Annotated in this window: 16 protein-coding genes; 13 read left to right on the top strand and 3 right to left on the bottom strand. The window is 62.6% G+C overall.

Features of this window, described 5'->3' with window-relative positions:
- Positions 1-56: 56 nt before the first annotated feature.
- The 3 genes from DM373_RS00080 (at position 57) to DM373_RS00070 (ending at position 2,952) form a co-directional block, all read left to right on the top strand.
- Positions 57-542, top strand: coding sequence for a YajQ family cyclic di-GMP-binding protein (locus tag DM373_RS00080; protein WP_110991604.1), 486 nt, complete (start codon positions 57-59; stop codon positions 540-542).
- Between the two features lie 118 nt (positions 543-660).
- On the top strand, positions 661-1,500 hold the full coding sequence (locus tag DM373_RS00075) for a mechanosensitive ion channel family protein (RefSeq protein ID WP_110991603.1): 840 nt from the start codon (positions 661-663) through the stop codon (positions 1,498-1,500).
- Positions 1,501-1,707: 207 nt separating this feature from the next.
- Complete coding sequence (locus DM373_RS00070) at positions 1,708-2,952, top strand: MFS transporter (protein ID WP_110991602.1); 1,245 nt, start codon at positions 1,708-1,710, stop codon at positions 2,950-2,952.
- A gap of 107 nt (positions 2,953-3,059) precedes the next feature.
- On the opposite strand, the gene DM373_RS00065 is transcribed toward DM373_RS00070, so the two are convergent.
- Positions 3,060-4,607: an AmpG family muropeptide MFS transporter gene (locus DM373_RS00065; RefSeq protein ID WP_110991601.1), complete on the bottom strand. Its 1,548-nt coding sequence runs from the start codon at positions 4,605-4,607 to the stop codon at positions 3,060-3,062.
- A gap of 43 nt (positions 4,608-4,650) precedes the next feature.
- Positions 4,651-5,004 (bottom strand): MGMT family protein, encoded by a 354-nt coding sequence (locus tag DM373_RS00060; RefSeq protein ID WP_110991600.1) that lies wholly within the window; start codon positions 5,002-5,004, stop codon positions 4,651-4,653.
- Between the two features lie 153 nt (positions 5,005-5,157).
- Between DM373_RS00060 and DM373_RS00055 the strand changes: the two genes are divergently transcribed.
- The 5 genes from DM373_RS00055 to groL all read left to right on the top strand — a co-directional run bounded on the left by DM373_RS00055 (position 5,158) and on the right by groL (position 9,716).
- Positions 5,158-6,165: a DUF481 domain-containing protein gene (locus DM373_RS00055; protein ID WP_110991599.1), complete on the top strand. Its 1,008-nt coding sequence runs from the start codon at positions 5,158-5,160 to the stop codon at positions 6,163-6,165.
- Between the two features lie 92 nt (positions 6,166-6,257).
- Entirely contained in the window at positions 6,258-6,989 is a 732-nt protein-coding gene (locus tag DM373_RS00050) for a HugZ family pyridoxamine 5'-phosphate oxidase (protein ID WP_110991598.1), read from the top strand.
- Between the two features lie 66 nt (positions 6,990-7,055).
- Complete coding sequence (locus DM373_RS00045) at positions 7,056-7,517, top strand: FxsA family protein (RefSeq protein ID WP_110991597.1); 462 nt, start codon at positions 7,056-7,058, stop codon at positions 7,515-7,517.
- A gap of 216 nt (positions 7,518-7,733) precedes the next feature.
- A complete protein-coding gene (locus DM373_RS00040) occupies positions 7,734-8,027 on the top strand; it encodes a co-chaperone GroES (RefSeq protein WP_016488938.1) in 294 nt (97 codons plus the stop codon).
- Between the two features lie 48 nt (positions 8,028-8,075).
- Positions 8,076-9,716, top strand: a complete 1,641-nt coding sequence (gene groL, locus DM373_RS00035) for a chaperonin GroEL (RefSeq protein WP_110991596.1) — start codon at positions 8,076-8,078, stop codon at positions 9,714-9,716.
- A gap of 179 nt (positions 9,717-9,895) precedes the next feature.
- On the opposite strand, the gene DM373_RS00030 is transcribed toward groL, so the two are convergent.
- The gene (locus DM373_RS00030; protein ID WP_110991595.1) at positions 9,896-10,624 is read right to left on the bottom strand and encodes a phosphatase PAP2 family protein; all 729 of its coding nucleotides are present in this window, start codon (positions 10,622-10,624) and stop codon (positions 9,896-9,898) included.
- A 170-nt stretch (positions 10,625-10,794) separates the two neighbouring features.
- Between DM373_RS00030 and colR the strand changes: the two genes are divergently transcribed.
- From colR to DM373_RS00005, 5 genes are all read left to right on the top strand, one after another.
- Positions 10,795-11,478: a two-component system response regulator ColR gene (colR, locus tag DM373_RS00025; protein WP_028689695.1), complete on the top strand. Its 684-nt coding sequence runs from the start codon at positions 10,795-10,797 to the stop codon at positions 11,476-11,478.
- Positions 11,468-12,778, top strand: coding sequence for a sensor histidine kinase (locus tag DM373_RS00020; RefSeq protein ID WP_110991594.1), 1,311 nt, complete (start codon positions 11,468-11,470; stop codon positions 12,776-12,778). The genes colR and DM373_RS00020 overlap by 11 nt, the downstream gene beginning before the upstream one ends.
- Positions 12,779-12,904: 126 nt before the next feature.
- Positions 12,905-13,585 carry a class I SAM-dependent methyltransferase gene (locus tag DM373_RS00015; RefSeq protein ID WP_110991593.1) on the top strand — a complete coding sequence of 227 codons (681 nt, stop codon included), beginning with the start codon at positions 12,905-12,907 and terminating at the stop codon, positions 13,583-13,585.
- Between the two features lie 6 nt (positions 13,586-13,591).
- The gene (locus DM373_RS00010) at positions 13,592-14,293 is read left to right on the top strand and encodes a lipopolysaccharide kinase InaA family protein (RefSeq protein ID WP_110991592.1); all 702 of its coding nucleotides are present in this window, start codon (positions 13,592-13,594) and stop codon (positions 14,291-14,293) included.
- Positions 14,290-14,520, top strand: coding sequence for a hypothetical protein (locus DM373_RS00005; protein WP_110991591.1), 231 nt, complete (start codon positions 14,290-14,292; stop codon positions 14,518-14,520). Before DM373_RS00010 ends, DM373_RS00005 begins: the two co-directional genes overlap by 4 nt.
- Positions 14,521-14,708: the final 188 nt, after the last annotated feature.

Here is a 14,708-nt window from a genome sequence, read left to right as displayed (position 1 = left end):
ACCCTGACGCGCTCCATCTTCAAGCTGAGCGCGCTGTTTTTTTATGGAGAACCCCCATGCCTTCGTTCGACGTGGTATCGGAACTGGACAAGCACGAAGTCACCAACGCCGTGGACAACGCGGTGAAGGAACTGGACCGCCGCTATGACCTCAAGGGCAAGGGCAGCATCGAGTTCAAGGACAAGGAGCAGACCGTGATGCTCACCGCCGAGGCCGAGTTCCAGCTCGAGGCGATGGTCGAGATCCTGCGTCTGGCCCTGGTCAAGCGCAAGATCGACGTCAAGTGCCTGGAAGTGAAGGACGCCTACCCATCCGGCAAGGAGATGAAGCAGGAAGCCAAGTTCCGCGAAGGCATCGACAAGGACCTGGCGAAAAAGATCGTTGCCCACATCAAGGACGCCAAGCTCAAGGTCCAGGCTTCGATCCAGGGTGAGCAGGTTCGCGTCACCGGCAAGAAGCGTGACGACCTGCAGGAGGCGATCGCTGCGTTGCGCGCCAAGGAATTCGACATGCCGCTGCAGTTCAACAACTTCCGCGACTGATCGGGGCAGGGCAGGAACCTTGATGGCTCAATGATGTCCATCGGTTCCTGCGGTCGCTGCATGCTGTGCGGCCCGTTTCAATGTGTTTTTTGCCGCTTGGCATCAGGAGAAGATGACGATGGATTTGAATGCAGAGGTCGACCAGCTGGTTCGCCAGTCGCAGACTTGGGTACCGCTGATCATGGAATACGGCAGCCGTCTGCTGCTGGCCTTGCTGACGCTGGCGATCGGCTGGTGGATCATCAGCAGGCTCAGTGCTCGGCTGGGCAAACTGGTTGGCCTGAAGGCCGACGCGGCGTTGCAGGGCTTCATCAGCACCCTGGCCAACATCGTGCTGAAAGTCCTGTTGATGGTCAGCGTGGCGTCGATGATCGGCATCGAGACCACCTCGTTCGTCGCCGCCATCGGTGCCGCCGGCCTGGCCATCGGCCTGGCCTTGCAGGGCAGCCTGGCGAACTTCGCCGGGGGCGTGCTGATCCTGATGTTCCGCCCGTTCCGCATCGGCGACTGGATCGAAGCCCAGGGCGTCGCGGGCACCGTGGACAGCATCCAGATCTTCCACACCGTGCTGCGTACCGGTGACAACAAGACGGTGATCATGCCCAACGGCAGCCTGTCCAACGGCATCATCACCAACACCAACCGTCAGCCGACCCGCAAGGTGGTGTTCGACGTGGGTGTCGACTATGACGCCGACCTGCAGAAGGCCCGCAATGTGCTGCTGGAGTTGGCCCAGGACCCGCGTGTGCTGCAGGACCCGGCGCCGCAGGCGGTGGTGTCGACCCTGGGTGACAGTTCGATCACCGTGTCGCTGCGCATCTGGACCAAGACCGCCGACTACTGGGACGTGATGTTCATGCTCAACGAGCATGCCCGTGACCGGCTCAAGGCTGAAGGGATCGACATTCCCTTTCCGCAGCGGGTGATCCGAGTGGTGCAGGAGACAGCCCTGCAATAAACCTGCTTTGACAGTCGGGGCCGCTTTGCGCCCCTTCGCGGGTAAACCCGCTCCCACAGGGTTCACACTTAACCTGTGGGAGCGGGTTTACCCGCGAAGGGGCGCAAAGCGGCCCCGGTTTTTTCTGCCCCTTACACTTGCTCACAGCAATCCGCCGTCATTTCTGGCATATAGCCTGACCCCACCCGTCCCCACCTGATACCGATCATGAAACCACTGCTGTACATCACCCCCGTGCGAGCCTTGCTGTTCGGCCTGACCCTGGCGCTGTTCGAACTGCTGACCTACCTGGCCAGCGATGCCGTCATGCCCGCCATGCCGGTCGTGGTCGGCGACCTGGACGCCAGCCCGGAATTCATCCCCCACGCCCTCAACCTGTACCTGCTGGGCGGGGTGGTGCTGCAATGGCTGATCGGCCCGCTCGCCGACCGTTACGGCCGGCGCCCGCTGCTGCTGACGGGCTGCCTGTTCTTCGGCGTGGCTTGCCTGGCGACGTTCTGGGTGCATGACATCGGCCTGTTCAACCTGCTGCGCCTGCTGCAGGGCATCGGCCTGGGCTTCGTGGTCACGGTCAGCTACCCGGCTCTCAACGAGGCGTTCAGCGAGGCCGACGCGGTGCGCATGATGGCGTTGCTGGCCAACATCGCACTGCTGTCGCCGCTGCTCGGGCCGCTGGTGGGCACCTTGATGTTGCAGTGGCTGGACTGGCGCTGGCTGTTCGTGGCGTTCGCGGTCGGTGCGGTGCTGTGCTGGCTGCTGTTGTACCGCTTGATGCCGGAAACCCTGGGGGTGGAGCGCCGCGACGGCTCACGCCTGCCGTTCACGCCGATTCACCTGCTACCGCTGTTGGCCGGCTATGGCCAGTTGCTGGCCAACCGCCGGTTTGTCGCGGGCAGCGCGGCGCTGGGCCTGGTCGGGTTGCCGCTGATCGGCTGGATCGGCCTGTCGCCGGTGCTGCTGATCCACGACGAAGGCCTGAGCACGATGGAATACGCGCTGTGGCAGTTGCCGGTGTTCGCCGGGCTGATCCTCGGCAACCTGATCATCAACCGCATCGCCGACCGCTACCCGCTGCCTGCACTGGTGCGCGGTGCGCTGTGGCCTTACCTGGCGGGCCTGTCGTTGATGGTCGCGGCGACCTGGTACTGGCCGACAGTGACCAGCGTGGTGGCCGGCATGTCGCTGTACGCGTTGGGGCTGGGTGTGGCCAACGCCGTGCTGTACCGCATGACGCTGTTCGCCAGCGAGCAGAGCAAGGGCCTGGTGTCGGCCATGTTGGGGATGATCACCATCGCCTTGCTGGGGCTGGGGGGCGCACTGCTGGCCATGCTGGGCGCGGGTGCGAGCCTGATGCACTTTGCCCTAGCCGCTGGCGTGGCAGGGGCGCTGGCGCTTTGGCCGTTATGGTTTGTGGTGGGTGGCCGTCCTGATGAAGGGGCCGTGGCACAGTAGAAACATCGCGGGGCAAGTCGCAGCGGCGCACCGCCGCTCCCACGCTGTAAGCCTGTAAGCCTGTAAGCCTGTAAGCGGGCTTGCCCCGCGATGAGGCCCTTGAAGGCCTAGTTCTGTTCAGCTGCCGGGCTCTCCACCGGCACCGGCTTTCCCCGACCGGCTTCCTGCCGCCACTGCAAGGCGATCAGGATCAAGGTCGGCACACCCAGCAGGGCGGTGATCAGGAAGAAATCGTGGTAGCCGAACTTCTCCACCATCACCCCTGAATAGCCGCCGATCAGGCGCGGCAGCAGCAGCATGATCGAGCTGAGCAGGGCATATTGCGTGGCCGAGAACTTCAGGTTGGTCAGGCTCGACAGGTAGGCGACGAACGCCGAGGTGGCCAGGCCCGAGCTGAAGTTGTCCAGCGAGATGGTCACCACCAGCATTTCCAGGTTCGGCCCCATGTCGGCCAGCATCAGGAACAGGATGTTGGTCGCCGCCGACGCCGCGCCGCCGATGAACAGGATCGGCAGGATGCCGAAGCGCACGATCAGCAGGCCGCCGGCACCGGCACCGACCAGGGTCATGATCAGGCCGAAGATCTTGCTGACGCTGGCGATCTGGTCCTTGGTAAAGCCCATGTCGATGTAGAACACGTTGGCCATCACGCCCATCACCGTGTCGGACATGCGGTAGGTAGCGATCAACCCGAGCAGCAGCAGGGCCTGCCAGCGGTAGCGGCTGATGAAGTCGTTGACCGGGGTGAGCACCGGGGCCAGGCCACGGCGGCCGAGGGACGACAGGCACGCCCAGCTCAGCAGTGCATACAGCAGCAGGCGCAGGAAGGCGCGGTCTTCGAGCAGCAGGTCGAGCGGGGTGGCGTCGCCGAACAGCACGCTGGCCCAGTCGGTATTGAACATCTGGGTGAAACTGGCAGGTACCGATACCAGCAGGATGATCAGTACGAACACCGACGCCAGCTGGTGCATCAGCCCGTAGCGCGCCGCCGACAGCTGGGTACGCAGCGGTACCGGGGGTTCGCGCATGATCAGCGTGGTGAACACTGCCGGCAGCATCAGCACGCCGAACAGCACGTAGGTGCCGGTCCAGGCTTGATGCAGATAGCTGAAGCCGGTGGAACCGAACCACTCGGCGAAGAACAGCGCGCCGGCCGTGGCCAGCAGGGCGGCGACCCGGTAGCCGGCCATGTAGCTGGCGGCCAACGCAGCCTGGCGCTGGTCGTCGGCGATTTCCAGGCGATAGGCATCGACGGCGATGTCCTGGGTAGCCGACGCAAAGGCCACCAGCACTGCCAGCGCGACCAGCCATGACAGGTGTTTCTGCGGGTCGCAGAAGCCCATGCCGACCAAGCCCAGCACCACCAGCACCTGCGACAGCAGCAACCACGAACGGCGGCGGCCCATGCCGCCGAGCAGCGGCAGGCGCCATTGGTCGAGCAGGGGTGACCACACCCACTTGAAGGCATACGCCAGGCCGATCAGGCTGGCGTAACCGATGGTTTCGCGCGCCACACCCGCTTCGCGCAACCAGACCGACAGGGTCGAGAACACCAGCATGTAGGGCAGGCCGGCGGCGAATCCGAGCAGCAGAAGTACCAAGGTTGACGGGCTGGCATAGGCAGCGAGCGCAGCGCGCCAGGTTTTACGGGGCATGGGCCAACATCTGCCTCAAGTTTGCGAAAACAAAGCGCGCACTCTAACCGCTGTGCTCCATCGGGCGCCAGCCATGGCGCGCCATATCCACACGATTATTGGCTACATTCACGCCTTCTGCGCGCAGACGGGCACGCTGTTCGTCGCCCGATGGGGTGCCCAGGGCAAGGCTCAGGCGCCCCCCCGCGCCGAGCACCCGGTGCCACGGCAGGCGGGTGTCCGCAGGCAGCTGCCCGAGGGTGCGGCCGACCCAGCGTGCCGCGCGGCCAAGGCCCGCCAGCTCGGCGAGCTGGCCGTAGCTGACCACCTTGCCCGGCGGTACTTGGCCGAGTACCGAGTACAACGCCATTCGTCGGGCTTCGGCATCTTCCGGTGGTGGAGCAGAGATGGCAGACATCAGAGCCCCCCTGGCCTGTAGATGAAACCGGACGGATGGCAACGGCAAATAAGAGTGGAACTCATCGGCATGGTCTGGGTCTGTCCTTGCTCATGGCGTGGGCATCCGGATAATGCCCGGCTTTTTTCGGCAAATCGAATCCGTAGTCCACTTATGTACTCAAGAATCCTGCTCTGCTTCTTCGCTGTATCGCTTTGCACCTCGGCGCTGGCCGATACCGTGTGGATGAAGAACGGCGATCGACTCACTGGCAAGATCACCGTCTTCGATGGCGGCAAGTTGCTGCTGGAGACCTCGTACGGTGGTTCGATCGCCTTGGACTGGAAACAGGTCAAGACCCTTGAGAGCGACCAGGAACTGCTGGTCAAGCAGGACGCCTACAGCGGCGAGAAGGCCAAGTCGCTCAAGGCTGCCGAACCGGGCAAGGTGACCTTGGCCAACGGCGATGCGCCCAAGACCGTGGAGTTGGCCAGCATCGAGCAGATCATGAAGCCCCGACCGCTGGTCGAGGACTTCCTGTGGAAAGGCAATGTCGACGTGGCGCTGGACTACAAGCGCGCCGAGAACGACACCGACGACTACGACGTCAGTTTCAAGACCAGCGCGCGCCACGGTCGCTGGCGGCACAACGCCGAAGGCGAATACAACCGCGAGAGCAAGGACGATGTCACCACCGCCAACAACTGGAGCGCGGAATATGCGCTCGACCGTTTCATCACCGAGAAATGGTTCTGGCAGGGGCGTCTGGAGTACAAGCGCGACCAGATCGAAGAGCTGGCGCGCCAGCGCACCGTCGGTACTGGCCCGGGCTACCAGTTCTGGGATGACGAGTTGGGGGCGTTCTCGTTGGGCTCGCTGATCAACCGCACCGATTACCAGTATCGCGACGGCGGCAAGGACAACTTCTACGCCGCGGCCGTGAAGTGGGACTACACCCGTTACCTGATCGGCAAGAAAGTGCAGTTCTTCACCAATGGCGAGGTGGGCAAGCCGTTTGGCGGCGTCGCCGACTACGCCCTGGATGCGGAAATGGGGCTGCGCTACAAGGTCACCGAATGGGCTTCGCTCAACCTCAAGGCGGAAAAGGACCTGATCAAGGGCACCGATGATCGTGATCTCGACAAGACCCGCTACACCGCCGGTTTCGGCGTGACCTGGTAGGCCCCGGGCCGCTGCGCGACCGGCCTGTCTGGCACCTGGCGGTGATAATGCTTATCTTGTCTGTCACCCCGCCCATCGCCAGGAGCCCCTTCGTGAGTACCAACGCCCTTCGTCCAGCCCGGGAACTGCTGCTCAAGGAGTACCGTGGCGTGCTCTCCACCCATTCCAAGTCGATGCCGGGCTTCCCGTTCGGTTCGGTGGTCCCCTACTGCCTGGACGCCGATGGGCACCCCATCATTCTTATCAGCCGTATCGCCCAGCACACCCACAACCTGCAGAAGGACCCCAAGTGTTCGCTGCTGGTGGGCGAACGTGAGGCCGAGGACGTGCAGGCAGTCGGGCGCCTGACGGTGATGGCCGAGGCGCACAAGCTCAGCGACGAAGCGGCCATCGAAGCGGCCGCCGCGCGCTACTACCGCTATTTCCCGGAGTCGGCGAACTACCACAAGGCCCACGATTTCGACTTCTGGGTGCTGCTGCCGGTGCGCCACCGCTACATCGGTGGTTTCGGCGCGATTCACTGGCTCGACCAGGTTACCCTGGCCAACCCCTTTGCCGGCGCTGGCGAAGCGAGCATGATCGAACACATGAACAGCGACCATGCCAAAGCGATCGCCCACTATGTCGCGCTGAGCGGCCTGCCGAGCACGACAGCGGCTGAAATGGTCGGCATCGACAGCGAAGGCATGCACCTGCGCATCGGCCAGGCGGTGTACTGGCTGGCCTTCCCAACAACTTGTAATAACCCGACACAAGTCCGTGAAGCCCTGGTGCTGCTGGCCCGTGCCGAACAGTGGCCGACGGTGGCGCGCGCAGAGGGTTGAAAAAACGCCTGCACGCATCCATCTGATGCTCCTACAGGAAGATGTTCTTCCGTCGAGGAATTAGTGATGCGTGCCTTTTTACTGCTGTTTCTCCTTTTCCCTGTGCTGGAGCTGTTCGTCTTCGTCAAGGTCAGCGCCGCCATCGGTTTCTTCCCGGCGCTGCTGCTGATCATCGCCGGCTCCGCACTGGGTGTGCTGGTGATGCGCGTAGCCGGCCTGGCGACCGCCCTGCGTGCCCGTGAGAGCCTGCAGCGCGGCGAGTTGCCCGCCGAAGAAATGTTCCAGGGGCTGATGATGGCGGTGGGTGGTGGCCTGCTGCTGCTGCCGGGCTTCATCAGTGACGTGCTGGGCCTGCTGTGCCTGCTGCCGTTCACCCGCCGCCTGGTGGCCGGCAAGCTGCGCCGCCGTGCCGAAGAGCAGGCCCTGCGCCAGCGGGCGTTCCAGGATGACCCGTTCCAGGCCCAGCCCCGTGATCCCGGCCACCGCCCCAATGTGATCGAAGGCGAGTACGAGCGCCGCGACAAGTAATTGCAATGAATCCCCTGATGAAAAAATTTCCGTATCAAGCCTTGTAATCGAATAAGCCGGCCTCATGTATGTGGTCACCGCAAGGTTTCTGGTGGTGACACCAGACATGACACAGGTGGTTCGCCCTTCGCGGGCCACTCCCGGCAACGCCGGACCGCATCAACCCGCCGGTGCTGACACCGGCCGATGAAAACCACTATTTGGGAGAGATCGACAATGAAGCTTCGTCCTCTGCATGACCGCGTCGTCATCCGTCGCAGCGAAGAAGAATCGAAAACCGCTGGCGGTATCGTCCTGCCGGGTTCGGCCGCTGAAAAACCGAACCGCGGCGAAGTCGTCGCTGTCGGCACCGGTCGCATCCTGGACAACGGCGAAGTTCGCGCGCTGGCCGTGAAAGTGGGTGACAAAGTGGTTTTCGGCCCTTACTCGGGCAGCAACACCGTGAAAGTCGATGGCGAAGACCTGCTGGTCATGGCCGAAAACGAAATCCTGGCCGTTGTCGAAGGCTGATTTCCCCGACTTCCCGTTACTCCAAAGAATTCCAAGGATTAAACGATCATGGCTGCTAAAGACGTAAAATTCGGCGATTCCGCCCGTAAGAAAATGCTGGTTGGTGTCAACGTTCTGGCTGACGCGGTAAAAGCGACCCTCGGCCCGAAAGGCCGCAACGTGGTCCTGGCCAAGAGCTTCGGCGCGCCGACCATCACCAAGGACGGCGTTTCCGTCGCCAAAGAAATCGAGCTCAAAGACGCCTTCGAAAACATGGGCGCCCAGCTGGTCAAGGAAGTCGCTTCCAAGGCCAACGACGCTGCCGGTGACGGCACCACCACCGCTACCGTCCTGGCTCAGGCCATCGTCAACGAAGGCCTGAAAGCCGTCGCTGCCGGCATGAACCCGATGGACCTCAAGCGCGGCATCGACAAGGCCACCGCCGCCGTTGTCGCCGAGCTGAAGAACCTGGCCAAGCCATGCGCCGACTCCAAGGCCATCGCCCAGGTCGGTACCATCTCTGCCAACTCCGACAACTCCATCGGTGAAATCATCGCCGAAGCCATGGAAAAAGTCGGCAAAGAAGGCGTGATCACCGTTGAAGAAGGCTCGGGCCTGGAAAACGAACTGTCCGTCGTAGAAGGCATGCAGTTCGACCGCGGCTACCTGTCGCCGTACTTCATCAACAAGCCGGACACCATGGTTGCCGAGCTGGAAGGCCCGCTGCTGCTGCTGGTCGACAAGAAGATCTCGAACATCCGCGAACTGCTGCCAGTTCTGGAAGCCGTTGCCAAGTCCGGCCGTCCGCTGCTGATCGTTGCCGAAGACGTCGAAGGCGAAGCGCTGGCTACCCTGGTCGTCAACAACATGCGCGGCATCGTCAAGGTTGCTGCGGTCAAGGCACCGGGCTTCGGCGACCGCCGCAAGGCCATGCTGCAGGACATCGCCGTCCTGACCGGCGGCCAGGTCATCTCCGAAGAAATCGGCCTGTCCCTGGAAACCGCCACCCTGGAGCACCTGGGTAACGCCAAGCGCGTCATCCTGTCCAAGGAAAACACCACCATCATCGATGGTGCTGGCGCCGACACCGAGATCGAAGCCCGCGTCAAGCAGATCCGTGCCCAGATCGAGGAAACCTCTTCGGACTACGACCGTGAGAAGCTGCAAGAGCGTCTGGCCAAACTGGCTGGCGGTGTTGCCGTGATCAAGGTCGGTGCCGGCACCGAAGTTGAAATGAAAGAGAAGAAAGCCCGCGTTGAAGACGCCCTGCACGCTACCCGTGCAGCCGTCGAAGAAGGCGTGGTGCCTGGCGGTGGTGTTGCCCTGGTGCGTGCCCTGTCGGCCATCGCTGACCTCAAAGGCGACAACGAAGACCAGAACGTCGGTATCGCCCTGCTGCGTCGCGCTGTCGAAGCCCCGCTGCGCCAGATCACTGCCAACGCCGGCGACGAGCCAAGCGTTGTGGCCGACAAGGTCAAGCAAGGTTCGGGCAACTACGGCTACAACGCCGCTACCGGCGAATACGGCGACATGATCGAGATGGGCATCCTGGACCCAGCCAAGGTCACCCGTTCGGCCCTGCAAGCCGCAGCTTCGATTGGCGGTCTGATGATCACCACCGAAGCCATGGTTGCCGACCTGCCGGAAGACAAGCCAGCTGCTGGCATGCCTGACATGGGCGGCATGGGTGGCATGGGCGGCATGATGTAAGCCAGCCTTACCCCCAGCTGTAATGAAAAGCCCCGCCTAGTGCGGGGCTTTTCGTTTGTCGCTGTCTTTGGGGCTGCTGTGCAGCCCATCGCCGGCAAGCCGGCTCCCACACGGACCGCGCAGATATCGACCCTGTGGAAGCCGGCTTGCCGGCGATGGGGCGCGCAGCGGCCCCGTCATTAGGCAACGCTGCGTTGAGCCACCGGTGCCGTCGCCATCCCCCGGCGATACAGCACCAGGTAATAGCACCCCAACCCGATCAGCCAGCAGAACACCGCTGTCCAGATGTTGTGCGAGAGAAAGTGCGCACCCTGCATCATCCTGCCCACCGACAGCACCGACCCTGCCACAAACGCCAGCCCCAGCGCCGCCTTGGCCAGGCGCGGCCGGCGATCGCGCAGCACGAAGAACAGCGCGAACAGGCAGAACCCGGTCGCCGCATGGCCACCCGGCCAGCACAGGCCAGCCTTGTCGGTAGCCGGGCGTGGTTCGAGGAGCTTGCTGTAGGTTTCGCTGCCGCCGAACTGGCTCAGGCTCCACGGGCACTGTACCTGGGTCAGTTGCTTGAGCGGGGTGACGAAGGCTGTGGACAGGCTCAGCGCCAGCACCAGGCAGCCCAGTTCACGGCGCCAGCCGAACAGGCGTTGCCAGAAGAAGCTGGCGATGAACGCTGCGACCGCCACCAGGCTCAAGGCGATCACCACCTGTTTGACCCGGTCGTGCAGGATGGTTTCCAGCAGGTAGCTATGGCGGCCGATGAACTCCCCGGCAGCCCGGTCGAAGAACAGGTTGGCCAGGTCCATGTCTACCGATGTCCATTCCAGCAGGATCAACGCGACGATGGTGATGAAAGGGATGCCCAGGTAAAGCCACGGATTGATCGGGCGTGGGCGGATAGTTTCCTGCATGACAGCTCCAGGGGTGGAAAAAGACCGGGCATTGTCGGGCGCCCGCTATCCTGTGTCCGTGAAGGTTCGGTGAAAAAACTGTAAAGCCTGGTGAATTTTCCCGAGGGCTGGCACAGCGCGGGCGATGGCCTTAAGCTGCCGCCGAGCGAAGCGCGGTACAGGAGACCCCGATGCGTATTCTTTTGGTTGAAGACAACCGCGACATTCTTGCCAACCTGGCCGACTACCTGGGCATGAAAGGCTACACGGTGGACTGCGCCCAGGACGGCCTGTCGGGCCTGCACCTGGCCGCTACCGAGCATTACGACCTGATCGTGCTCGACATCATGCTCCCCGGCATCGACGGCTACACGCTGTGCAAGCGCCTGCGCGAGGATGCCCGCCGCGATACCCCGGTGATCATGCTGACCGCCCGTGACCAGTTGGATGATCGTCTCCAGGGCTTCCGCTCCGGTGCCGATGATTACCTGCTCAAGCCATTCGCCTTGTCCGAACTGGCCGCGCGCATCGAAGCGGTGCTGCGCCGTGCCCAGGGCGGCGGTCGCCGTACCTTGCAGGTGGCCGACCTGAGCTATGACCTCGACACGCTCGAAGTGACCCGCCAGGGCCGCCTGCTCAAGCTCAACCCGGTGGGCCTCAAGCTGCTCGCCGTGCTGATGCAGAAAAGCCCCCACGTGCTGCGCCGCGAAGTGCTGGAAGAGGCCCTGTGGGGCGATGATTGCCCCGACAGCGACAGCCTGCGCAGCCACGTCCATCAGCTGCGCCAGGTGATCGACAAACCGTTCGACAAACCCCTGCTGCATACCGTCCATGGCGTCGGCTATCGCCTCGCCGAGGGCCGCGATGGAGTTTAAGCAGAGCCTTGCCCAGCGCATCATCATCGCCTTTGCGTTGATGAGTGCGTTGGTGGCCGGGGCCTTTGCCTTCGGCATTGTCGCCACCGTGCACCTGGTCGAGGAACGCTTGATTTCCTCGGTGCTCGGCGGTGACCTGCAGCGTCTGTTGCGCATGGACAGTGTCAGCGACTGGAGCCACCGGCCGCGTCCGGACCAGCTGTTCTATTTCAGCGGCGGGCGTGATGACTTCGAGCTGCCCAAGGACTTGCGGCATCTGGAACCGGGCTTCCACGAGGTGTTCCGCGACCAGTTGTCGTATCACGCGATGGTCGAGATCGTCGATGGGCGGCGCTATGTGCTGCTGCAGGACCAGAGCGATTTCGAGGAGCGTGAGCGGGTGCTGTTCGCCGTCGTGGTGGTGGGCTTCGTGCTCAGCCTGGCGCTGGCGGTGATCCTCGGCTGGGTGTTGGCACGAAGGGTGATGGCGCCGGTGATCCGCCTGGCTCGACAGGTGCGTCATCGCGACCAGTTGCTCGGCCTGGCGCCACCGCTGGCGCCGGATTACGCGGCGGACGAAGTCGGGCAGCTGGCGGTGGCCTTCGACGATACCCTGGGCCGCCTGCGTGATGCGCTGACCCGTGAACGGCTGTTTACCAGCGACGTCAGCCATGAGCTGCGCACGCCGTTGATGGTGCTGGCCACCTCCTGCGAGCTGCTGATTGAAAACCCCAACCTGGACAGCCGTGCGCGCAGCCAGGTCGAGCGCATCGCACGGGCCACCGAGGAGATGCGCGAGCTGGTCAAGACGTTCCTCATGCTGGCTCGCGCGCAACGTGATGAAGGCGCAATCGCCGCCCAGGCGACCTTGCGTGAAGTGGGTGATGATTTGACCGCCGTATGGCGCGACACTATCGAACAGAAAGGCCTGGCCCTTTACTACGATGGTCGGGTGAGCGCCGGCCCGACGCTGTACAACGCCACCTTCCTGCAATCGGTCATGGGCAACCTGTTGCGCAACGCCGCCCACTACACCGATGGCGGCTATATCCGCCTGAGCCTGGAGCCCAACGGGTTCAGTGTCGAGGACAGCGGGGTGGGTATCCCGGAGGAGCAGCGCGAAGCGATGTTCCGCCCGTTCGTGCGCGGTGACGAGCGCCGTGGCGAGGGGCTTGGCCTGGGGCTGTCGTTGGTGCAGCGGATCTGCGATGACCAGGGCTGGCGCGTCACCCTGAGTACCACGCAGCCCCACGGATGCCGTTTCCAGGTAGACCTGAGCCAGGGTAACAAGATGGTCGATGAGGATCAGGACGGGCAGTAAGGTTCTGGATCCAGGTTAACGTCTTGTAACACCTGTTCTGTTTGATCACGGTTTTTTCACATCTGCATAACCTGATTCCTACGCGCACTTACCTAACGTGAGCGCATTGGAGTCAGGAGATGCTCGATGCGTAGCCCCATCAAACTCGAATTTTCCGAAAAGTACGATCGGGATCATGCCCGCGACTACTTCCTCAAACACCAGGATGGCTTGGCCAGGCGGCTATCGCACAAACGCGACGAGCAGATGGCCCGCAATGCCTTGGCCTTGGCCGGCGAGCCAGGCCTGGTCCTGGACCTGCCATGCGGCGCAGGGCGTTTTTGGCCCCTGTTGGCGGAAAAGCCTAACCGGGTGATCATTGGCGCTGACAATTCCGCAGCGATGATCGAGACAGCCTGTGCAGCACAACCGCCAGAGGTGGTGGCACGGGTACGCCCTTTGCAGACTTCCGCCTTTGCCATTGACTTGCCGGACAACGCGGTAGACAGCATCTTCTGCATGCGGCTGTTCCACCATATCGGTGACCCCGCCCACCGAAAAACAATTCTCTCTGAATTTCAAAGGGTTAGCCGTGACAGTGTGATTCTGTCACTGTGGGTGGATGGCAACTTCAAGGCGTGGCGGCGCAAGAAACTTGAAGCTCGACGCAGTGTCAGAGCTGAGCAGGACAGCTACCAGAACCGCTTTGTGTTACCGGCGGCTACAGTAGAAGAAGAATTTACGGCTGCGGGTTTCAGAATTCAGGAACGGCTCGACTTTCTGCCGTTCTACGCGATGTGGCGCGTGTACGTTTTACGTAAGGGGTAGTGATTGATGGCGGCAGTGCAGAATGAGTCCGGTCAGTTTGATTTCTACTGGCAGCAGCAGGGCGAATGGGTCGAGGAACCCAACCAGCGGCGTGGTGGCGAAAGCGGCGTGCAACGCCTCAGCGACGCCAGCGGCCAGCTGTTGTATGCCAAGCGCCAGGTTGGCCATATCTACCGGAGCCTGCTGCACCCGTTCGGTCGGCCCACGGTCTTGCGTGAACTCGATGCCTTGAACAGTTTCGAGCAGTTGGGTGTGCGTGTGCCGCGTATCGTGTTTGCCGGTGCTGAACGCGATGCCGATCACCAGTGGCGTGCGCTGCTGGTAAGCGAAGCGTTGGACGGTTTTGTCGACCTGGATACCTGGTACAGCGAAGGCGCTCGTGAGCGTTATCCCCAGGCAGTCCATGAGCGGGTGTTCAAGGACCTTGCCGATAACCTGGCGCGCATGCACCTGGGGCACTGGCAGCATGGTTGCCTCTACGGCAAGCATGTGTTCGTCAAGGTGATCGGCACCGGTGAGCAGGCCCGGGCTGAAGTGGCCTTGCTCGATCTGGAGAAGTGCCGGCGACGAATCAGCTGCCAACGCGCGGCGTACAACGATTTGCGTCAGTTGCGGCGCCATTCGTCGATCACTGACGCGGAATGGCAGACCTTGCTCTATTTTTACCAGATGGCGTTTGGCAGCGCGGTCAAAGGGTTAGAGCAATGAAACTAGAAATCGCTCGAGCTTTGTTTCTTGTTGGGGCACTGGCGGTGACCACGGTGGCTGCGGCTGCCTGGGAGCAGCCGGGGCTGACGGTGTTCAGCAAGGCCGAGGTGGGTGGTTTGTGCCCGCTGCCGCGGGAGGCGAAGGTCGAGCAGGTGTCCGTTAAACCGGATCATGATTTGTTGCTGTTTCTGTTTGGGATGAGGCAGGGGCTGCGGCCGTTTGGTTGATAGGTTGTTTGGTTGTTTGATCTAGGCGCCAGAAGTTTATGTGGACTTCTGGCGTTTTGGTGTTTGGTGTTTTGGTGTTTGTTTTGAAAGTTGTATGCGCATTCATTTGCGATGTCGACGCGTAGTCACCTTTCCGCCCTTACGGCGGGTTACTTTGGTCTTGCCTCGCCGGCCGCGGCCAAAGTAAC

The sequence above is a fragment of the Pseudomonas sichuanensis genome (genome assembly GCF_003231305.1).
In the GTDB taxonomy this organism is placed as follows: Bacteria; Pseudomonadota; Gammaproteobacteria; order Pseudomonadales; family Pseudomonadaceae; genus Aquipseudomonas; species Aquipseudomonas sichuanensis.
The sequence above is the reverse complement of the archived record's forward strand: the minus strand, read 5'-3'. Positions and strand labels throughout refer to the sequence as shown.